18 protein-coding genes are annotated in these 19,673 nt (G+C 50.8%); 13 read left to right on the forward strand and 5 right to left on the reverse strand.

Annotated features, from left to right (window positions below):
- Positions 1–2 precede the first annotated feature (2 nt).
- Both SBI19_RS18110 and SBI19_RS18115 read left to right on the forward strand, forming a co-directional pair.
- Positions 3–476 (forward strand): EVE domain-containing protein, encoded by a 474-nt coding sequence (locus SBI19_RS18110; RefSeq protein ID WP_317970706.1) that lies wholly within the window; start codon positions 3–5, stop codon positions 474–476.
- A gap of 34 nt (positions 477–510) precedes the next feature.
- Positions 511–900 (forward strand): MarR family winged helix-turn-helix transcriptional regulator, encoded by a 390-nt coding sequence (locus SBI19_RS18115; RefSeq protein ID WP_317970708.1) that lies wholly within the window; start codon positions 511–513, stop codon positions 898–900.
- Between the two features lie 83 nt (positions 901–983).
- Here SBI19_RS18115 and SBI19_RS18120 read toward each other — a convergent pair whose 3' ends face one another.
- Entirely contained in the window at positions 984–1,829 is an 846-nt protein-coding gene (locus tag SBI19_RS18120) for a helix-turn-helix transcriptional regulator (RefSeq protein ID WP_317970710.1), read from the reverse strand.
- Between the two features lie 311 nt (positions 1,830–2,140).
- On the opposite strand from SBI19_RS18120, the gene SBI19_RS18125 reads away from it, so the two are divergent.
- Positions 2,141–3,529 carry an MFS transporter gene (locus SBI19_RS18125; RefSeq protein ID WP_317970712.1) on the forward strand — a complete coding sequence of 463 codons (1,389 nt, stop codon included), beginning with the start codon at positions 2,141–2,143 and terminating at the stop codon, positions 3,527–3,529.
- A 64-nt stretch (positions 3,530–3,593) separates the two neighbouring features.
- Here SBI19_RS18125 and SBI19_RS18130 read toward each other — a convergent pair whose 3' ends face one another.
- On the reverse strand, positions 3,594–4,094 hold the full coding sequence (locus SBI19_RS18130) for a CYTH domain-containing protein (RefSeq protein WP_317970714.1): 501 nt from the start codon (positions 4,092–4,094) through the stop codon (positions 3,594–3,596).
- A 302-nt stretch (positions 4,095–4,396) separates the two neighbouring features.
- On the opposite strand from SBI19_RS18130, the gene SBI19_RS18135 reads away from it, so the two are divergent.
- Complete coding sequence (locus SBI19_RS18135; RefSeq protein WP_317970716.1) at positions 4,397–6,094, forward strand: RICIN domain-containing protein; 1,698 nt, start codon at positions 4,397–4,399, stop codon at positions 6,092–6,094.
- Between the two features lie 278 nt (positions 6,095–6,372).
- Entirely contained in the window at positions 6,373–8,115 is a 1,743-nt protein-coding gene (locus tag SBI19_RS18140) for an SGNH/GDSL hydrolase family protein (RefSeq protein ID WP_317970718.1), read from the forward strand.
- A gap of 108 nt (positions 8,116–8,223) precedes the next feature.
- On the opposite strand, the gene SBI19_RS18145 is transcribed toward SBI19_RS18140, so the two are convergent.
- Both SBI19_RS18145 and SBI19_RS18150 read right to left on the reverse strand, forming a co-directional pair.
- Positions 8,224–8,442 carry an SDR family oxidoreductase gene (locus SBI19_RS18145; RefSeq protein ID WP_317970720.1) on the reverse strand — a complete coding sequence of 73 codons (219 nt, stop codon included), beginning with the start codon at positions 8,440–8,442 and terminating at the stop codon, positions 8,224–8,226.
- The gene (locus SBI19_RS18150) at positions 8,390–8,605 is read right to left on the reverse strand and encodes an SDR family NAD(P)-dependent oxidoreductase (RefSeq protein WP_317970722.1); all 216 of its coding nucleotides are present in this window, start codon (positions 8,603–8,605) and stop codon (positions 8,390–8,392) included. The genes SBI19_RS18145 and SBI19_RS18150 overlap by 53 nt, the downstream gene beginning before the upstream one ends.
- Before the next feature lie 131 nt (positions 8,606–8,736).
- On the opposite strand from SBI19_RS18150, the gene SBI19_RS18155 reads away from it, so the two are divergent.
- The 5 genes from SBI19_RS18155 to SBI19_RS18175 all read left to right on the forward strand — a co-directional run bounded on the left by SBI19_RS18155 (position 8,737) and on the right by SBI19_RS18175 (position 13,915).
- Positions 8,737–9,360: a TetR/AcrR family transcriptional regulator gene (locus tag SBI19_RS18155; RefSeq protein WP_317970724.1), complete on the forward strand. Its 624-nt coding sequence runs from the start codon at positions 8,737–8,739 to the stop codon at positions 9,358–9,360.
- 4 nt (positions 9,361–9,364) lie between these two features.
- Positions 9,365–10,057: a response regulator transcription factor gene (locus SBI19_RS18160; protein WP_317970726.1), complete on the forward strand. Its 693-nt coding sequence runs from the start codon at positions 9,365–9,367 to the stop codon at positions 10,055–10,057.
- Positions 10,050–11,147, forward strand: coding sequence for a sensor histidine kinase (locus tag SBI19_RS18165; protein WP_317970728.1), 1,098 nt, complete (start codon positions 10,050–10,052; stop codon positions 11,145–11,147). Before SBI19_RS18160 ends, SBI19_RS18165 begins: the two co-directional genes overlap by 8 nt.
- Positions 11,148–11,280: 133 nt before the next feature.
- A complete protein-coding gene (locus tag SBI19_RS18170) occupies positions 11,281–12,144 on the forward strand; it encodes a D-alanyl-D-alanine carboxypeptidase family protein (protein ID WP_317970730.1) in 864 nt (287 codons plus the stop codon).
- 256 nt (positions 12,145–12,400) lie between these two features.
- Positions 12,401–13,915, forward strand: a complete 1,515-nt coding sequence (locus tag SBI19_RS18175) for a methyl-accepting chemotaxis protein (protein WP_317970732.1) — start codon at positions 12,401–12,403, stop codon at positions 13,913–13,915.
- Between the two features lie 113 nt (positions 13,916–14,028).
- On the opposite strand, the gene SBI19_RS18180 is transcribed toward SBI19_RS18175, so the two are convergent.
- On the reverse strand, positions 14,029–14,589 hold the full coding sequence (locus SBI19_RS18180) for a dihydrofolate reductase family protein (protein WP_483312308.1): 561 nt from the start codon (positions 14,587–14,589) through the stop codon (positions 14,029–14,031).
- Positions 14,590–14,950: 361 nt separating this feature from the next.
- Between SBI19_RS18180 and SBI19_RS18185 the strand changes: the two genes are divergently transcribed.
- From SBI19_RS18185 to SBI19_RS18195, 3 genes are all read left to right on the forward strand, one after another.
- Entirely contained in the window at positions 14,951–15,100 is a 150-nt protein-coding gene (locus SBI19_RS18185) for a hypothetical protein (protein ID WP_317970734.1), read from the forward strand.
- A gap of 247 nt (positions 15,101–15,347) precedes the next feature.
- Entirely contained in the window at positions 15,348–16,388 is a 1,041-nt protein-coding gene (locus SBI19_RS18190) for a LacI family DNA-binding transcriptional regulator (RefSeq protein ID WP_317970782.1), read from the forward strand.
- A gap of 378 nt (positions 16,389–16,766) precedes the next feature.
- Positions 16,767–19,571, forward strand: a complete 2,805-nt coding sequence (locus SBI19_RS18195) for a beta-galactosidase (protein ID WP_317970736.1) — start codon at positions 16,767–16,769, stop codon at positions 19,569–19,571.
- Positions 19,572–19,673: the final 102 nt, after the last annotated feature.

Genomic DNA, 19,673 nt, shown 5'->3' on the forward strand with positions numbered 1-19,673 from the left:
AGATGAAGGAACAGGTGCAGGCGCGACAGCCGCGATATTGGATCGGTGTCGTATCGGCTTCGCATGTTGAGCGTGGTGTAGCTGGCGGTTTCGCGCAGGTATGCCATGGCAAAGCCGCTCCGCTGCGGCGCATGAAGCCAGGAGATTGGCTCATCTACTACTCGCCGCGTACGGACATGGACCAAGGAGAGCCGCTGCAAGCTTTTACCGCGATTGGGCAAGTAGAGGACGGACGCGTGTATGAGTACCGCATGTCGGAATCGTTTGTACCGTTTCGCTGCGATATTCGTTATACTCGATGTAAGCAGACTTCCATTCACGGCTTGCTAGGGCATTTATCGTTCACTCGAGACAATCGGAATTGGGGGTATCGGTTTCGTACCGGTCATTTTGAAATTACGGAAGCGGATTTTCTGACGATCGCACAGGCGATGACGGGAGGGCAACATGGGCTCGGCGTATCGGGATTCGAATGAAAGTTCAGGGTTCTTGTTATGGCAGGTAACGAATTTGTGGCAAAAGGAGATCAGAAGGGCGCTTGAGCCGCTGGAGCTGACCCATCCACAGTTCGTACTATTGTTTTCCTGCAAATGGCTCAATGAGAAACAGCCGGATGGTGTAACACAGATTCAACTGGCGCAGCATGCGAAGGTGGATGTGAACGTGACCTCGCAGGTGCTTCGGTCACTGGAGAAGAGAGGTTTGATCGCGCGAACCCCTCATCCGTCGGATACAAGGGCAAATGCGATAACGGTCACCAAGGCGGGTGACGAGCTGGCCGTAAGTGCAGTAAAAATAGTAGAGGCGGTTGACCGGTCATTCTTCGCCAGCCTTGGCGACGATAGAAGCCAGTGGAATGCGATGATGCTGCAGTTAATGGATAGAACCATCGAGGAATAAGAGAAGCATGACGGAAGAAGCAAGAAGCACGCCGGAATCCGGCGTGCTTCTTGCTGTTTCACAATGTGCATCTTCAGCAATTGCTATCCTTGCGTCAGCAATGCTTGAACCTGAGCAAGTGTCTCCTCGTTCGAAGGCATGTTGATCGTGATCGTGAGATGAGGTGCATCCGTCACGAGAAACGAAAGCTGGTCGAATTCCAGCCTTCCTGCTGACGGGTGGTAGTTGATTTTCTTTCCTTCCGGTCCAACGATAACGTCATGCTCCTGCCACCAATCGCGGAATGGCTCGCTGATCTCGCTCAATTCATTGATTAGCGCGATCCACTGCGGATCGCCTGTGAATTTACCGTAATTGGCGCGAAATTGTGCGATCCGATGACGAGCATGAAGCTCCCACTTCTCTTGCAGCAATTGTTTAATGTAGGGAGAAGTGAATGTTCGCCAGAGCGCGTTGCGATCGCGGAGAGACATCCTCTCATAGTCACCGTAGATGAGAGCGGAGGCTTTGTTCCATGCAACAATGTTCAACTGCTGATCGATTACAAGGGCGGGACTCGTTCCTTGTTGTTCGAGAAATTGCTGAAGAAGCGGACTAATCGTGTCGACAGACTGTGTGAAGTCAGCAGGCAGCTGTTGCAGTGCAAGCACATATAAATGCTGGCGTTCTGTTGCATTGAGCTGCAGGGCGCTCGAGATATGGTCGAGCACTTGCGAGGAAACTTGAATGTCACGTCCTTGTTCAAGTCTCGTATACCAGTCGACGCTGATCCATGCCAATTGAGCGACTTCCGAACGTCGAAGCCCCGGCGTGCGTCTGCGCCCCGTATTGGGCAAACCGACCTGCTCGGGAGAAAGGCGGGCTCTGCGCGACTTGAGGAAGCGGGCTAACTCCTGCTGGCGTTCCTGTTCGGATTGTTCCATTCCCATAAAGCCATTTCCCCTCTTTTAGATGTAGTTCAAAAAATCCGATTTTGATCACGAAGCATCGCAAGAAGTGTATCCGGCATCGAATCTTGGATGAAGCTGTGACTTCCGGTTCTCACGTAGCAAACCGCAACGCTCCGATCCTCATTCCCAGCTTGATCCAACCTTCTCGGTGCTGAGAACCGAACTTTTGGAACATTCATTTAAACGTATGATTATTACTCCTAGGATAAACGGGCATCTCGTTTAAGTATACGATCTGCTATACGCTTAGCAAGCACGAGATACACGGAATCTGGAAGGGAGTTAATCGATTGCAAGAAGCAATGGTACAGACAAGAAGCGTAACGCGTTCGTCCAAGCTTGTTCTGCTGCTCGGCATTTCGCTAGGTTACTTTATGGTGCTGCTGGATATGACCGTCGTTAGCGTGGCGCTGCCTGCTATTCATTCCGATCTAGGCGGAGGAATGTCGGATTTACAATGGGTCGTGAATGCCTACACGATTGTATTCGCAGGACTGATGCTGTCCATGGGAACGTTGACGGACAAGTTCGGGGCAAGAAGCGTGTTTATCTGCGGTCTTATTCTCATTCTAATCACATCGGGAATTGCAGCGGCTGCTACCTCCATAGGTGCGCTTATTACGATGCGAGCGGTGCTTGGCGTTGGCGGAGCGGCGCTGCTTCCGGCTTCGCTTGCGCTCATTGCGCATGCTTATCCCGATCCGGGCGAGCGCGCCAGGGCACTCGGCATTTGGGCGGCTGTTACAGGGATCGCGCTAGCTGCCGGGCCAGTTGTTGGGGGAATGCTCGTTGATTCGCTCGGATGGCGCAGCATTTTTCTACTGAATATGCCGATTGCGCTCGTAAGTCTTGTCATTACTTGGTTCAGCATTCATAAGACAGTTCGCAATCCGCATCGCAATCTTGATGGGACGGGACAGTTTCTCGCGATCGTGACGATTGTGGCGCTGTGTTACGCTCTTATGGAAGGGGAGTCCCAAGGCTGGAACTCGGCCCTTATCTTAGTGGCATTCGGGCTGGCGCTGGCGAGTGCAATCGTATTGATTGTCGTCGAAGCCCGGAGCAAGGCGCCGCTCATTCCGCTTCAGCTGTTCCGAAGTCGATCGCTGTCTGCGGGTATGACTGCAGGCATGCTTATTAACATAGGGATGTCTGGCATTCTGTTCATTATTCCGATGTTCTTCCAACAAGAGCGCGGACTGGCTGCCCATACCGCGGGTCTTGCGCTGCTGCCGATGATGATTCCGATGGCCATAAATCCGATTTTCACTGGGCGCATTGTTAGTCGGCGGGGTCCGCGATTGCCAATGACATTCGGTTTTGCTGCTGCGGCATTAGGAACATTGCTTCTTGCCCTGCTCAATGCTGCAACAAGCTATTGGCTTACCTTGGCAGGGCTGTTCCTGCTTGGGTATGGCATATCCCTTACGATTCCAGCGCTTATGGCTGCGGTTATCTCATCCGTACCGAAGGATCAAGTAGGCATCGCGTCTGGAATGATTAATTCAAGCCGGCAGCTCGGAGCGACGTTAGGCGTTGCAATGACGGGAATAATCGTTAGCGGCAGCCAATCCTTCCTTACAGGCATGCATACTTCATTCACGATTACGGCCATTGTGCTAGTGGGGGGCAGTCTGCTCTCTTATCTAATGGTTGGGCGGCGCGAGAGAAAGTCGTAATGCATTAGCTGTTATGAAAAAAGACCAATCCGCCTTCTCAGGGGATTGGTCTTTCCGTTCATCCTTATAGCAGGCTTCCATTCTGCAAATCGCGCCATACTTTCTTGTTGCTGTATTGGCGCTCGGAGCTGATATCCTTGCCGAACCAAGCCGGAGGAACGAATGTAAGGGCGGCGTCCTCGGAATCGAATTCGACCTCAAGCACGGTCAGTTGAATCTGATCATAAATATCGATCTCTATAACACGTTCGCCCCACTGCGCGGTAATCCGATTCTTGGTCAACGGAACCAGCTTGCGTCCGCTCATCAACTGCTCGTAGATGCTTGCGGTAATCGAGTACTCAATCTCTTCACGCATCAAGCCATTGCCCGACTTAAAGGTATGCGTGTAATTCACCTCATCGGTCGCGAGGTCGACCAGTCGGCGTACGCGAACCTCCTGTTGCTCATCCAAGGCAAGGTAGGTCTGCTCGATTCGCTGCTCGGACAGGAAGATGATCGTTCCCTCTTCCACGAGCTGTTTGGGATCGCGGTCTAACAGAAATTTGCGTTCGATTTCTAACAATTGCGGCACGTCTCCTTTAGGCTATTGAACTTTAATCATTATATCATTTAATCGAAATCGATCTTGGGTCGGAATTGCGAAAATTCCTTTTCATTGTGTAAGGATATACATAACAATATGCTAGATTTTGACAGGTGATGAAGTGAATAATGACAGGTGGTCATAAAGTTCCAACAGATGATAAACTTCCAATGAAAGCGTATTCATATATGTTTTGTCCGATTTTTACTGCTCTTTAACCTCTGTACAACCAAGACTTAACATACAACTAATTTGTTAAAAACAAGGGAGATGAGGAATTAATGAAAGCAAGTTGGACAATCAAGATTTTGCTGCTGATGGCGTTAATCATGACGCCGATCCTGATGAATGGGGAGTCGGCGAATGCATGGTCCGGCATGCAGATGTCGAAGCTTCATGTCAGCGGCAAACAGCTCGTGAACAGCAGCGGCCAGCCCGTACTGCTGAGCGGCTGGCATCAGCCCTCAGGCGCTTACTGGACGTATCAGAACAGCAACTACTACTTAAGTCAGAACGGCAACAACCGGCATGCAGCGATTCTTGCCTATTTGAAGGATATTACAGACACCTTCACTAATACATCTGCAAAGTATGGAAGCTCGCACGGCTGGTATATGAACCAAGTACGTCTATTCATTGACCGCGATGATATGGGCGATGTAGCGGCGGGAACGTACAACTTCGCTGGCTTGCAGACCGTGACGCAGAACGTAATCATTCCGTACATTAATTATGCCAAAACAAAGGGCTTGTATGTTACGCTCGGTCTCGATTTCACCCTCCTGGACAATAAAGCGACGACGCCGTCGAACTTGGCTAAATTCAACCAAATATGGGGTTATCTTGCATCGCAGCCAGGGATCAAAAGCGCGGACAACGTCATGTTCGAGCTCGTAAACGAGCCTGTTCTCTCCGATGTGAACGGCGTATGGGGCGGCAATCCGTCGCAATCCAATTTCGTCGACTACTGGAACTCGCTGAAGAACTTCCAGAACTCGATGATCTCGACGATTCGAAACCAAGGCGCAGACAATGTCATCTGGGCAGCCGGACTCGGATGGGATCAATACTATCAGCTGTGCGCATCGAATCCGCTGACAGACCCGCTGAACAACCTCGGTTATTCCGTTCATTGGTACCCAGGATACGGCGCCAATGACAATTTCGCAACGCTGCAGAACATCTGGAATACAACGATCAAACCTTGCGCCGACAACTATCCGATCAACATTACGGAAACGACCTGGTTCAAGAAGAAGGCAGGCGATTCCGATTATTGGGACCTGTTTAACGGCTCGAATGAGGGCTTCGGCAAGAACACGAAAGCGATCTTTACCGCAGCCGGCAACGTCAGCATTGCAGCGCATATGAACGGCTTCATTCTCGACCCTGGTACGCGCAGCTCATTCGCTGATCCTACAGCAGGTTTGAAGTACGATGGCGATGCGACGCGCGACGGCATGGCGCGTTTCCTCTTCGAGTGGTATTATGAGCGCGCGCAATTCAATCCTTGGAACGGCGTTTGGAACGGACTCACGAACGGCGCGACATACAAATTCGTCAACCGCGCTTCAGGCAAGGTGATCGATGTGCCGGGCGGCCAGAACACGAATGCGCTTCAACTGCAGCAATATACGGATAACGGCGCAACGGCGCAGCAATGGGTGATTACGGATCAAGGGACCTACAATAACCTCTACAAACTGACAAGCGTAAGCTCGTCCGATGGCAAAGTGATGGATGTCCGCAATGGAACCTCCAATAACGGCGAAGCGATTCAACTGATGCAGAGCTATAATAATTTGCCTCAACAGTTCCGACTGATTAAGCTGAGCAACGGTTACTATTGCATCCTCAACGTCAATAGCAACAAGGCTGTAGAAGTCGCGAACGCCTCGACCTCGAATAACGCGTTGATCCAGCAGAACTTTTATCGAGGGGACCTGAATCAGCAATGGCAGTTGGTTAAAATCAATTAATACTTGCACGGACTCGTAATTAAGGCCGTCCTATAAGCCGTCTATCACGGCATGTGGGGCGGCTTTAAATCTATAAAGGGCCGTGATTTCATCCATGAGGATGTGCCGGATTCCCTCCACTTCATGAAATTATGAGGGGATGAAGTATAGATCGACAGGTGTTCGTTCACCGCTTGGCAGTGTTACAATTTTCATGAATTTGGCCTAATACACGATCATAACAGCTGTTAGGACAGCTTGATTGCAGCTCATATTTGCACTAAGGGAGGCGTACCCGAATGACAGAACCTAGGACGGCAGTGAACGGGGCTGTTAATGGAGGACCTGCAGCACCTCGCGACCCCGTCGATAAGCGCAGCAGCTTCTATCTGATGTATGAATCGATCGTTGAAGCGACTGCCCGCCCGGATGGGCGATTCTCGCAGGAGATCTATTTGGAGGGACGGCAGTTCATCGATAAAGCCATGTTTATTGGCGGCATAACAGACGAGTCGATTCTTCAGTTATTGATGAATTGCAGCGGGCTCAGACAGCTTGTTCACAGCATCGGCATATCGGTGAAGACCAAGGATGAGAATCATGCGCCGGTATCGTTTGTTTGGGAGAACTGGGGCCGCACACGCAAATACGAGACAGGGACGAAGCTTCGCATTCCTGTACCGGCGGATGGGACGGAAGTTATACTTGTGCTTGAAGAGCAAGCGTGGTCGCTTGATGATGATGTTCCGGGCAAAATGGCGATCGAGTTCGCCGAGCAAGGTGCGCTAGGAACGGCTACTATTGTCTTCTACTTGAACGATGGTTATCAAGTGCAGGCAATCGAGCCGGAAGCTCCTGTCGATTACGAGTCGGATGCGTATCAAGCTTTACTTGCAAAGTCTCTGCTGAACAGCGGGAATAATTACAGGCTGAAAGCGGCAATCGAGAAAGCGAAACGCGGCGAAGACGTAACGATCGCCTATATTGGCGGATCGATCACGCAAGGTGCAGGAGCAAAGCCGATCCATACCGAAAGCTACGCTTATCGCTCCTATTTGCATTTTAAACAAATGTTCGGTCAAAACGGCGGCGATCATATTCATCTGATCAAAGCAGGTGTAGGAGGCACGCCATCCGAGCTCGGAATCGTCCGTTATGACCGGGACGTGCTGCGAGACGGATCCGTGAAGCCTGACATTGTCATGATCGAATTCGCTGTGAATGACGCAGGGGACGAGACGAACGGGGTTTGCTACGAAAGCTTAGTGCTGAATGCCCTGGCAGCCGATAATGCTCCGGCTGTGATCCTTCTTTTCTCGGTGTTCATGAACGATTGGAATCTTCAGGATCGACTGGCCCCTGTCGGAATGCACTATGATCTTCCGATGGTTAGTATCAAGGACGCCGTCGTCGAACAGTTCTATCTGCAGCAGGGCGATGGCAGAGTGATATCGAAGCGTCAGTTCTTCTACGATATTTATCATCCGACGAATGCCGGGCATCGACTGATGGCGGATTGTCTTGGCCATCTGTTCGCCGAGACCGACCAAGCGACGGCAATGCCGCTGGATATCGTGATCGATAAGCCGCCGATTATCGGCAATGATTTCGTTGGCACGAGGCTGCTTGACCGCAGCAATTGCGAAGCGATCGCGACAATTGCCCCGGGCAGCTTTACGGCAATCGATGCCGATCTGCAAATGGTAGAGCTGGACGATCATCCGTATGGCACGCCGCAATTCGCGAACAACTGGATGCATGCAGGCGAAGAAGGCAGCGAGAGCTTTAGGATGACCATCCGCAGCAAACGACTGCTGCTCGTCTATAAAGATTCCGGAAGAACCGATTTCGGAAGCGCAGAGATTTGGGTGGATGGACAACATGCGAGAGATGCAGATCCGCATGAAGTGAATTGGACACACTGCTCTGCGGTCATCCTTTATAATGAGCCGGTCGCAAGGGAACATAAAGTGGAGATTCTGATGGCTTCCGGACATGGTGACCGCAAGTTTACGATCCTTGGATTCGGTTATGTAGAATAGCTGGAGGAACGCCAACAGAATGGTTGGTACTATGGATTATAAAAGGCAAAGGCCCAAGAGAAAGCTGCGAGAAGCAGCGATCTCTTGGGTTTTTCTCTTACATGCAGCTTACTGATGCTGCGCGCGCATAGCTGCAAGCATGCCCTGCGTCCGCGCTGCTGTACCGCCATCGACCCGGATGTCGGTTCCCGTAATGTAGGAGCTGTCGCTGCTGCATAGGAATGCGACGGCGCCAGCGATTTCGCTAGGTTCGCCTTCGCGGAGCAGCGGCGTATTAGCCAGCAGCCATTTCATGCTCTCGTTTGCTGCCGCTTCTTGACGTCCCATTGGGGTGTTGATCGTACCCGGCGATACGCAGCACTTCGATAGCCGCCTGCAGACGCTCTTCGCTGACGTCTGCTAGGAGCAGCGCGCCTTGCTGGCCGAGCCTGCGAGCGATCGCTTTACCCATGCCGCCTGATCCGCCTGTGATGACATAAACTTTGCTCATTCGTTTTGCCTCCATTATCGTTTGTTGTTATCATGAATGTGGTTACATCTTTAGCATAGGCTTGCAGCAAAACTAGTTTCAAACGACAATCGCAATGCAAATGTCCATTCCGACAAGGAGGCGCGGCGTAAATGACCATGCTGGATCGACAAGAGCTGTCCGCGCGTTGGCTTATAATCGAAGCGTTCACAGCCCTGCTGGCTGCAATGCCCTTCGAGAAAATATCGGTTCATGCCATCGTGCACAAAGCGGGCATCAGCCGCTCTACCTTTTATTTGCATTATCAAGATAAATTCGATCTGCTTGAGCAGATGACCGCAGAGATCACGGACCAGCTGCTAGCCGTCTACGAGGCTAGCATGACCGAAGAACAGCTGAACATCGTCAAGGCGTATGAGGACCGAGTTCCGATTCTGGCGACGATCATCATCTGCGAGCATATTCGCACATATGAACGTTTCTATCGCAATCGATTCCAGGATTCGCGATTCACAAGCTGGCTGAACGAGCAGTTGGTCGAGCGTTTCCTGCGAATCTACGAGAATGAAGCGCAAGCCGCTTTCGCCGCAGGCGGAACGGTCGGTTATATGGGGCACTGGCTGCACAATGGGCTGCCAGGTACTTCGCTTGAGAGCGCACAGCAGCTGTGCAGGCTCGCCATGTTATCGCTGTCCGATGGACAATTGTCGATGAGACCGGCACAAGAAGCCGACACGATCGGCGCTGTCCGTCTAACCACTATTGGGGGAGAATAAATTGATGAAGCGCACGACTATATTGATCGCTGATGACGAGACCGAGATTGCGGATCTCATCGCGATTCATCTAGGCAACGAAGGTTATCAGACCATTAAGGTATCCGATGGAGAAGCCGCGATTCGCGCGGTGCAGACGCAATCGATCGATCTGGCGATACTCGATATTATGATGCCGAAGCTTGACGGCCATGAGGTGACGCGCTTAATACGGGAGAAGTATGCGCTGCCGATCATTTTTCTAAGTGCCAAGACTTCGGATATGGACAAAATAACCGGACTTATTATCGGCGCTGACGATTATATGACGAAGCCGTTTAATCCGATGGAGCTGGTCGCGCGCGTGAAGGCGCAGCTTCGCCGTTCGTCTATGCTGCTGGGTCAGCAGCCGCAGGGCGTCAATCCTGTGCTTGAATCAGGTGGATTGAAGATTGATACGGACAAACGGACGGTGCTCGTCTTCGGCAGAAATGTCGATCTTACGCCCAAGGAGTTCGATATTCTCCATCTGCTGGCAAGCCATCCGAATAAGGTGTTCAGTGCGGACAATATTTTTCATCAGGTATGGGGCGAAACGTATTATGAGGGCGGCAACACCGTTATGGTGCACATCCGTACGCTGCGGAAGAAGCTCGGCGAGGATAAGGATCAGTTCATTAAGACGGTCTGGGGAGTAGGGTACAAGTTCAATGGATAACATCTTCCGCAGCTTCCGAGCAAGAATGCTCCTGTTATTCGGGCTGAGTATGATGTTCTCCGGTCTGGTGACGTATGTCATATACAAAATTCTCCAGAGCTACTACAACGATAAGGTGCGCTATCCGGGCGATGCAACGGTATTCTACCGCCAATTAATCGGACATATCGGCGACTTCAATTTCTTCTTAATCGTCTTCATTCCGCTTGCGATCATGTTCTTCTTCTTGCTGACGAAGCGATATGCCACTTACTTCAGAACGATCTCAGACGGTATTCGAAGCCTTGCGGTCGGCGATTTCAACAACCGTATCATGCTCAATTCGGGCGATGAATTCGAGACCATTGCCGATGACATCAATCTGGCAAGCGAGCAGCTCAAGAAGGCGATCGAACGCGGCGACTTCGCGGAGAGCAGCAAGGATCAGCTCGTGCTGAACTTGGCGCATGATCTTCGGACGCCGCTTACATCCGTCCTTGGATATCTCGATCTTCTGCTGACGAATGAACAGCTGACACCGGAACAGGCGAGGCATTATACCTCGATTGCATTCACCAAGTCGAGAAGGTTAGAGAAGCTGATCGAGGAGTTGTTCGAGATCACGCGGATGAACTACGGGATGCTGTCGATCGACAAGCATGCCATTGATCTTGGCGAGCTTCTCAGCCAGCTGACGGATGAGATGTACCCGGTTTTCGAGAAAAATAAATTGACTGCACGGCTCAACGTACTTCCGAACACGGTCATCAAAGGAGACGGCGAGCTGCTTGCCCGCGTGTTCGAGAACTTGATGTCGAACGCAGCCCGTTATGGCAAGGATGGGCAGTTCGTGGACATAAGCTGCAGCCTCGAAGGCTCGGAAGCAATCGTTCAAGTCGTGAATTACGGACAGATCATTCCGGAGCATGAGCTGCCGCATCTATTCGATATGTTCTATACAGGCGACCAAGCAAGGACCCATCAAGAAGGCAGCACGGGTCTTGGACTCTTCATCGCGAGAAATATTGTGAAGCAGCACGGCGGGACGATTACGGCTGAGAGCAGCTGGGTTCGTACCGCATTTGAAGTGCGCCTGCCGCGACAAGGCTAGCTAAAAGGCAGTTCAAAAATTCCGCTTTTGACTACGTCACGAAGCATTTAAGAAAAATTTTAAGTTTGCCCTTCTTCTTTCTTAAACATTTTCTCTTAACCTTAGGGCATAGAAGGTTGAGGAGGCAATGCACGTGAAGAAGTGGGCTTTTGTTCTTGCTTGCTGTTTGTTGACGGGATGCGCGAAGCATGCGCCGGCAGCATCGTCGAAAGTGATGATCGACTATCCGAAGTCGGAGGAGATTACCTACTCCCAGACCGACACATCGATGAAGGCGCTGCGGGTGCAGAAGGATCAGGTATACCAGGGAAATCTCGTGCTCATTAATAAGGATCACGAGGTTCATCCCGAAGGGATCCAGACCGATATTGTTTCGTTATTGAACCATCAGGAGCTCATCAATGGGTTCGGTTTGCTTGATAACACGATAGAGCTGTCCCAGAATGTGGTGGAGCAGTTCGGCAAGATGGTTGCCGCAGCGGCTAAGGATGACGTAAACCATTTTGTTATCAGCAGCGGTTATCGAGATTTTGCGAAGCAGGAGCAGCTTTATAAAGAGAAAGGATCCGATTATGCGCTGCCGGCAGGCAATAGCGAACATAACTTAGGGCTGGCGCTCGATATCGGCTCCTCGCTGGAATCGATGGATCAAGCGCCGGAAGGCAAGTGGCTGAAGGAGCATGCGGCCGACTATGGGTTTATTTTGCGCTATCCCGCCGATAAGACGGACATTACGGGCATTCAGTATGAGCCGTGGCACTTCCGTTACGTAGGGCTGCCGCATAGCAAAATTATGCAGAGCAACAATCTGACGCTGGAGGAGTACTTGGATTGGCTGCACGAGCATAATACGGTATACGTCAATGTGGACGGTCAGCGGTATGAGATTACGTACAAAGAGGTGCGGCGAGAGACGGCGTTCCAGATTCCGGCCAATCATACGTATGAGCTGTCGGGCGACAATCAAGAATGGGTTATTGCAACAATAAAGCTATAAGAGGTTGTCCAAAGGTCCGCTTGTGATCGCGAAGCATCACTCGGCATCAGGTGCAAAAATCGTACTTTTTGAACTAGAACCATAAGGGCTCGTTCGGTTTGATTTTGCCATAAACTGTGCAATTAATTGTTGAGTTTTGTCGCATTTTGGCATATTATATACGAGTTACTAGTTGCATATCATACAGCGGAATCCGTTGCCGACTAATGACCTTAGTCGGCTTTTTCATTTTCATTGCCTAGATAAGGAGAGTCTGATGATTCAGAAGAAAAATAAGTTAATGCTGTTGTTGTCGCTTAGCGCCGTATTATTAAGCTGCATTGTTCATTTGCTTCAGAGAAGGTTCAATCTCTTCGATGAGCACGATATGAGCGCCATGCATATGGAACCACTCACCCCTGATCCAATCGGCCTTAATATACTGCTTCTAATCCCGATTATCGGGTTATTCGCGAGCGGTTACATCTACATAAGGGTTCGCAAAGACCACGCCGTTATTCCTATCCTTGTCACACTCGTTCTGACGTTCAGCAGCATATCGATTATTGCCGGCAGCGGCGGCTCCGTAGAGTTCCATTTCTCGATCTTCATGGTTGTTGCAACGGCCGCTTATTATGAACGCATTCGGCTAATCGTCCTAATGACCGTGCTGTTCGCCATTCAACATATCGGCGGCTTCTACTTATTCCCTGAGCTTGTCTATGGCATGTCGGCGACATACATGATGCTCGTCATTCATGCGGGATTTCTCATTCTCACTTCGGCTGCCACTTCGCTGCAAATCCGTTCGAAGCATAAGATTACAAGCGAACTGGAGGCGGACAGGGAGCAGAAACAGCAGCAGCTTGTTGCCATCTTGGATCGTGTGAAGCTGCTGTCCGATCAGTTAGGGCAGACTTCGGAGACTGTCGCTGAGAAATCGCAGACGTCGATTCAGATGAATGAGGAGATGAATGCATCCTTCAAGGAAGTGGCAGCGGGGCTTCGAACACAAGAGGAATCGGTAAGCAGTATTGAGCATAATTTGCATGACATCAATGGTCGAATCGTTCAGACAGCACAGTCATCTGAGGAAATCAAACTAAGCGCCTCCCAGACAGGTGCAATCGTGATGGATAACGATCAACAGATGAAGTCGCTGTTTGAGCAAATCGTTGTCGTCGCGGATTCGATCGAGACGGCCTCGACGACGATAATATCGCTGCATGAGTCCTCGCAGAAGGTTGAAAGCATTATTGCCACGGTGCAAGAGGTTGCGAATCAGACGCATTTGCTGTCATTGAATGCGGCAATCGAAGCTGCGCGCGCAGGCGAGCAAGGCAAAGGATTCGCTGTCGTTGCGGCAGAAATCCGCAAGTTGGCGGAGCGGAGCGGGGAAGCGACCAAGGAGATCCAATCTATACTATCATTGATTCGCGTAGAGAGCATGTCTTCCGTCGAGCAGATGGAGCAGGGCAGAGCGGCAACTGATTTATCCGTCATTCGAGCGAAGGATACGATTGCCGGGTTCGAGCGGATGAGCGAGGATTTGAACCATATGATTGGGCTGGTACATCATCTAGACAGCGCCATTCATTCGATTCAATCCGCATCGGTTGAAATCGCGAGCGAGATCAGCAGCATTCACGCCATTACGCAGCAAAGCGCCGCCGCAGTCGACCAGTTGTTCACCGTCAGCGAGACGCAGATGAGCAGCTCGAAGGAAGTGGATGGCGAGATCGTTCAACTGAAAGACCTATCGAAGTCATTGTATAAGCAGTTCTCGGCATAGTTGTTGAGGCAGAGGCAGGCTTATGGATTCCAGAGTGAGCTGAACGTTACAGTCTAATCAGACAGACTGTCGTATCTCAATCATGAAACCATGGGCCTGCCTTCTTGGCATTGTTACGTGCTCTTCTGATAAGTGAGCTGCACGACGCCGGATGAGAACGTTCTGGTTTGCACCAATTGCAGGTTCAACCTCTGCTTGATGTCTTGGAACAACGGTTTTCCTTCTCCCAGAATAACAGGGTGAACCGATAGTCGAAACTCGTCCACTAGACCTAGATGGATGAAGGTAGTGATTAGGCTAGATCCCCCGTACAGCCAGATGTCTCGACCGGGCTTGTTCTTCAGCTTCAATACTTCTTCTTCGATCCGTTCCGTTATGTATAACGCGCTGGAATCGCTCTCTCGCTCTGTTCTAGAGAACACTATCTTCTCTTTGCTATGAATGGAGTTCCAGAATTCAAGCTCGGCAGCGTCGGACGATTCCGGTCTATACTGTCCCCATAAATCATAGCTTTTTCTCCCGTACAGAATCGTGTCGATTTGGTCCAGGAATTGGTCGAACGCCATTTCGGGGTCCATGATGCACCAATCGATTTCGCCATTGGGTCCTTCGATGAAACTATCCAAAGTTACCGCTAGATCGAGAATAATCTTTCGCTGTCTTGGCTGATCCATTATTACGATTCCTCCTTGTTCATTCGGATAGGGTTTCTTCACCTTAGAATAAGGTTATTCCATCATCAGATCAAATAGAAAAGATGGATGATATGAATATTTTGAACAACAGTGCCTCATAGGAAGCAGCGGGCTGCCACATGGCGGCAGATCAATCTGCTGCTTTATCATTTTACCAACATGATCAATGTTGCAGTAGATTAAAGGATTGCTTCCAATGGCTTGCTTCACCCGAATATAATCCATTATTGCAGGATGAACGATTAAAGAAAGGGGGATGCACGATCCTGCTTTTTCCTATATCATGGAACTGTGAAAGCGGTTCAACCTATCGCCGACCTATGCGTTACGGATGAGGTCTATGAGCAACGATTGTCGGCATGCAAGCGAATGCTCGAAGCTAATGAATGGCGTCGCTTGTCAGGCATGCGGCTGCATTATCCCGGTCGTTGCTAAGCAGAAGGAGCGCCGCTGTCCGCTGCCGAACGGCGGGCCGTGGGCTTCCATTTAACAAACTCGATAACAGCACGCATAAGGACAGGGTGGTGGCATACTCTGTTCTTCAACGTGTATAATTTGTCAAAGTATAACGAAATGAACGATGATTATCGATATATACTTCATCTAACCATAAGCGTGTTCGTCGATTATTAATATATTAATACAATTATTAATGGTATGGGTTTCATAGTTGTGATAGTTCTGTTATCATGGATACAAGACAAATATGATCTTTCCTAAGGATGGATAGGGGCATGGTGAAGAATACAACCATATACGATATTGCGAGAGAGGCGGAGGTGTCCGTCTCGACAGTATCGCGTGTGTTGAACGATACAGCGCCAGTAAAGGCCAGTACGAGAGATAAGATCATGAAAGTGATCGAGAAGCATAAGTTCCAGCCGAACGCATTGGCTAGAAGCTTGATCAAGAAAGAAACGGGTACGATCGCGATGATCGTCCCTGACATAACGAACCCGTTCTTTCCAGAAGTGTTCTACGGCGCCAATCAAGAAGCGAGAGATAAGGGCTATACGTTCTTCCTGTGCAATACGTCCGGCGATGATGACCGGGAATCCGAATATTTGACTATTCTGCGCGAGAAACGCGTTGACGGCATCATCTTCATCGGCGGTCGGATCAATCTGGCGAATTGTCCGCCGGAGCTTGTTCAAGAGGTGCAGGAGGCGGCGGAAACGATTCCGGTCGTGCTCGTGAACGGCAATCTTGCCAAGACGAAGTTCCATCGGGTGTACAGCGATGAGGCGGTTGGCGCCGCGCTTGCAACTCAGCACTTGATTGATTTGGGCCACCGGGATATCGCCTTCATCGGCGGGCTGGACTTCATGACCACGACGATCCAGAAGGTGAAAGCGGTCAAGAAAACGCTGGAAGACCAGAAGCTGACGCTGCGCAAAGAGTGGATCCAATATGGCGAGTTCTCCATCCAAGCCGGACGCGACTTGATGAACAAGCTGCTCGATGACAGCGAGCATCGGCCGACGGCCGTTCTATGCGTGAATGATTTTACTGCGATCGGCGCGATCAAGGCTGCATCGGAGCGCGGATTGCGCATTCCGGAAGATATCTCGATCGTCGGCTTCGACGACTCGCCGCTGTCGACCGCCGTCATTCCGGAGCTGACGACCGTAACGCAGAATACGCATGAGCTGGGCAAGTATGCGGTGGAGCGGATTTATCAGATCAACAACAGTATGCCGACGAAACGGACGACCGTACTAACGCCTAGGCTGATTGTGCGTCAGAGCAGCGGACCTGCACCTTCCAGACGCAAGTAATAATTCAAATTGGGTTGGCTAAGAGCTCGTCGAAACACTACCTTTTCGCAAGAAGGAGTGATTCGGAGGGCTTTTTTTGTTTCAGCGCGTGCAGCTCTGACGGAGGTTTCAGTGGTCGTTTTGTTATATTGTCATGTCATCACTTGTTCCGCCATGCAATCTTGGTAGAAACCTGAGATCCCTTATGCAGCAAGGGATATTGCTGATTTGTACCTGCTCCGAATAAATGATGTATGCGTTTTCAATAAGGTTCCAGATCCTGTATTGACAGATTATCCAAGGCGGCGATATAATGACCTCAGATTAATGAAACCCATTTCATGAAATAGATTTCATAGCATTTTCATGCGAATCCTAACCGATGAGGTGGTGCGCTTGATGGAATCAGTAAATGTGGAACCGATCGTGCAATGGACACCGAACAGCGTATCCATTCAAGGGAAGTCTGTTATTCTCCTCAGCGCTTCCTTATTTTATTTCCGTATCCCCCGCGAGCTGTGGCGGGAACGGCTGGCGCAAGTGAAGGCGTATGGCTACAACTGCATTGATGTCTATTTTCCTTGGAACTATCATGAGCTTCGCGAAGGGGAATGGGACTTTAATGGTCAGCGCGATGTTGAGGCTTTCCTGGAGGCTGCAAGGGAAGAAGGTCTGTGGGTTATAGCAAGACCTGGTCCGTACATTTGCTCCGAATGGGATGGCGGCGCGCTGCCGGCTTACTTGCTGGCGAAGGATGGCATGCGGATTAGACAGAACGATCCAGTCTTCCTTATGCATGTGTCACGTTGGTTCGAACAGATTATGCCGATCTTATCGCGCTTCCAGCTTGGAGCAGCAGGTTCGGTTATAGCCATTCAGCTGGATAACGAGCTTGATTTCTTCGATTGCAAGGATCCGCAAGGGTATATCGCTGCATTGCGGGACATGACGCTGAAAGCGAACGTAACCGTTCCTTTGATCGCCTGCGCTGGTCAAGGCGGATTGATCGAAGCATCCGGCTTAACGGAAGGCGTAATGCCGACATGCAATTTCTATCCGGATGACCGCGACCCGATCTTCGAGCAGAAGGTGCACAGCTATCGCAGCATCCTCGCTGGGATGGGCTATCCGCTGCTTGTCACGGAGACGAATCGCTCGCACTACTTGCTGCGAAGGCTGTTGTCAGCCGGAGCCAAGCTGCTTGGCCCTTATCTGCAGGTGTCGGGAACCGACTTCGGATTTACGAATGCAACGAATAACTGGGGCAGACCACTTGCCTTTATGACGTCGGATTACGATTTCGGCGGGATGATTTCTCCCGAGGGCATCGTACGAGGCGAAGCATACGAGGGAAGGCTGCTGACTCGCGTCATTGGTACATATGGAGATGCTATAGCACAGGCGGAGGCTGAATTCGAAACCGATTGGAAGCTGGCGGATGAGCCCGCGCAAGCGTTCGGGCCTCACGAGCTTAAGCTGCAAGGCGGAGGAAGCTTGTTGTTCGTAACGAACGGAGACAATGAGGCGAAGCAGATCGATATACAGAGCCGTCATCTCGAATCGTCCTCGGAATTGTATCCGCTGTCATTGCCATCAGGCAGATCGATCATCCTTCCGGTAGATGTACCGCTTGAACGGTGGGGCGCTTCAGGCAAGCTGATTTATGCAGGTGCCGAGCTGTTTCATGTTGAAGCGGATGATCAGCGAACGGTGCTTCTGTTCCACCAACATGCGAAGAGCGAGATCGTACTTGAACTCGAAGGATACGTGGCAATCGATACCGTTCATGCAGATGCAGCGGTCGATCAGAACCTTGTCCGCCTTAAACTCTCGGTTACAGAGAATGAAGACGGCCAAGTCGTCATTACGCTGAAGGATGGACGCCAACTGATCCTTGTTTCAACGACATTGATGAAAGCGCTGTACATGGAACGTTACTTGATCGATGAGGGCATTGTCATCGAGCAGCCGGAAGCGGCTTCGATTGAACGAGTCCAGGCGAACGTGCAATGGCAGCTCGCTGAATTCAATCCCGCCGTGTCGATGGTATCCGATCTGAGCTCCGACGATGTGGTGCGGATTAAGGGCACGATCGATTACTTGGAGAAGGTAGGCATATACAGAGGTTTCGCTTGGTATGAAGGCCATGTCGCAGCTGTTAACAACCGGAAGGCACATGGTTTGTTCATTCGCCAAGGCAGCGACATTATCTCGCTGTATGCAGACGGACGGTATGCAGGAACTGCAGTGCCTGCGGGCAGCAGCTGGTACATCCCTTTTGCAGAGCCGAAGACGGTATCTGCCATTACAGCGAAGACCGAAATTTGGGGACATTCGAATTTCGACGATGCTAGATTGCTAGGACTCAGACTTCACGCGCTCAAAGGTTTGAAGGGCATTGCAGCCGTGTTTCGATCCGCGGATATTACGCAGAACTGGCATGTGCATCGTCTGCAGGATCGTCCCTTCAAGCAGGAATGGACCGAATCGTTCGATGATACATTGTGGCCGATGGTAGGCTTCGGTGGATGGATGTCGCCGGATCATCCGGTTCGTGAATTATACCGGCGCACCTATAGGACGGACGCAGAAGCGAATCGATTCATCGTACATCTTGAAGGTTTCCAAGGTAAGGCGGTATGGTACATTAACGGCAGAGAAGCTGGTGAAGTACATCCGTATGATCCTTACTTGGACCTTTCATCGCTTGTAACACCGGGCGAGCAGCTGCAATTCACGGTACTCGTCGAGCGGGCTCAAGGAGCAAGGGCAGGAAGAGTACGATTCTACGAAGCGGTCGACGCCGACAACTGGACGATATCCGGAGCCGAAGAAGGATTGCTGGCGCATGCTCAGCGTCATCGGCAGGCAGCGGAGACGGTGGAGCTGCCTCTATCGCTCGAGAGCGGAGGAGCGGCATGGTTGTATGCGGCAGTCGCTAATTCCGATCGAGGACGCGGATGGCGGGTGCGAGCAGATGGGCAAGGTTTGAAAATGACCGTGTTCCATAATGAAACCATCGTAAGCCGACTGTGGCTGAAGGGCGGAGCGGAAAGGCCGGTGCTGACTGGCGGCGACGCAAGCTCGATTTACTTGCCAGGTCCTTGGTTCGGAGATGACGGCGCACAACTCTCGATCTTGCTGGAGGCGGTTGATCGACAGGAACCAGGACAACTGAACGGACTAGAGTTCATAGCTTTATAACCATTATGAAACCCATTTCATGCAACCGGTTTCTATAAAATTCGACAGATTCATTCGACAAAATAAGGTTTCCATAGCACACGAGTTTGCGGATGTTGACCG

Source organism: Paenibacillus sp. CCS19, from assembly GCF_033239625.1.
Classification (GTDB): domain Bacteria; phylum Bacillota; class Bacilli; order Paenibacillales; family Paenibacillaceae; genus Paenibacillus_T.

Coding starts and splice junctions, on each gene's coding strand:
- SBI19_RS18110 (WP_317970706.1), top strand. CDS start 3: ATGAAGGAACAGGTGCAGGCGCGACAGCCGCGATATTGGATCGGTGTC.
- SBI19_RS18120 (WP_317970710.1), bottom strand. CDS start 1,829: ATGGGAATGGAACAATCCGAACAGGAACGCCAGCAGGAGTTAGCCCGC.
- SBI19_RS18135 (WP_317970716.1), top strand. CDS start 4,397: ATGAAAGCAAGTTGGACAATCAAGATTTTGCTGCTGATGGCGTTAATC.
- SBI19_RS18140 (WP_317970718.1), top strand. CDS start 6,373: ATGACAGAACCTAGGACGGCAGTGAACGGGGCTGTTAATGGAGGACCT.
- SBI19_RS18145 (WP_317970720.1), bottom strand. CDS start 8,442: ATGGGACGTCAAGAAGCGGCAGCAAACGAGAGCATGAAATGGCTGCTG.
- SBI19_RS18150 (WP_317970722.1), bottom strand. CDS start 8,605: ATGAGCAAAGTTTATGTCATCACAGGCGGATCAGGCGGCATGGGTAAA.
- SBI19_RS18155 (WP_317970724.1), top strand. CDS start 8,737: ATGACCATGCTGGATCGACAAGAGCTGTCCGCGCGTTGGCTTATAATC.
- SBI19_RS18160 (WP_317970726.1), top strand. CDS start 9,365: ATGAAGCGCACGACTATATTGATCGCTGATGACGAGACCGAGATTGCG.
- SBI19_RS18165 (WP_317970728.1), top strand. CDS start 10,050: ATGGATAACATCTTCCGCAGCTTCCGAGCAAGAATGCTCCTGTTATTC.
- SBI19_RS18175 (WP_317970732.1), top strand. CDS start 12,401: ATGATTCAGAAGAAAAATAAGTTAATGCTGTTGTTGTCGCTTAGCGCC.
- SBI19_RS18180 (WP_483312308.1), bottom strand. CDS start 14,589: ATGGATCAGCCAAGACAGCGAAAGATTATTCTCGATCTAGCGGTAACT.
- SBI19_RS18185 (WP_317970734.1), top strand. CDS start 14,951: ATGAGCAACGATTGTCGGCATGCAAGCGAATGCTCGAAGCTAATGAAT.
- SBI19_RS18195 (WP_317970736.1), top strand. CDS start 16,767: ATGGAATCAGTAAATGTGGAACCGATCGTGCAATGGACACCGAACAGC.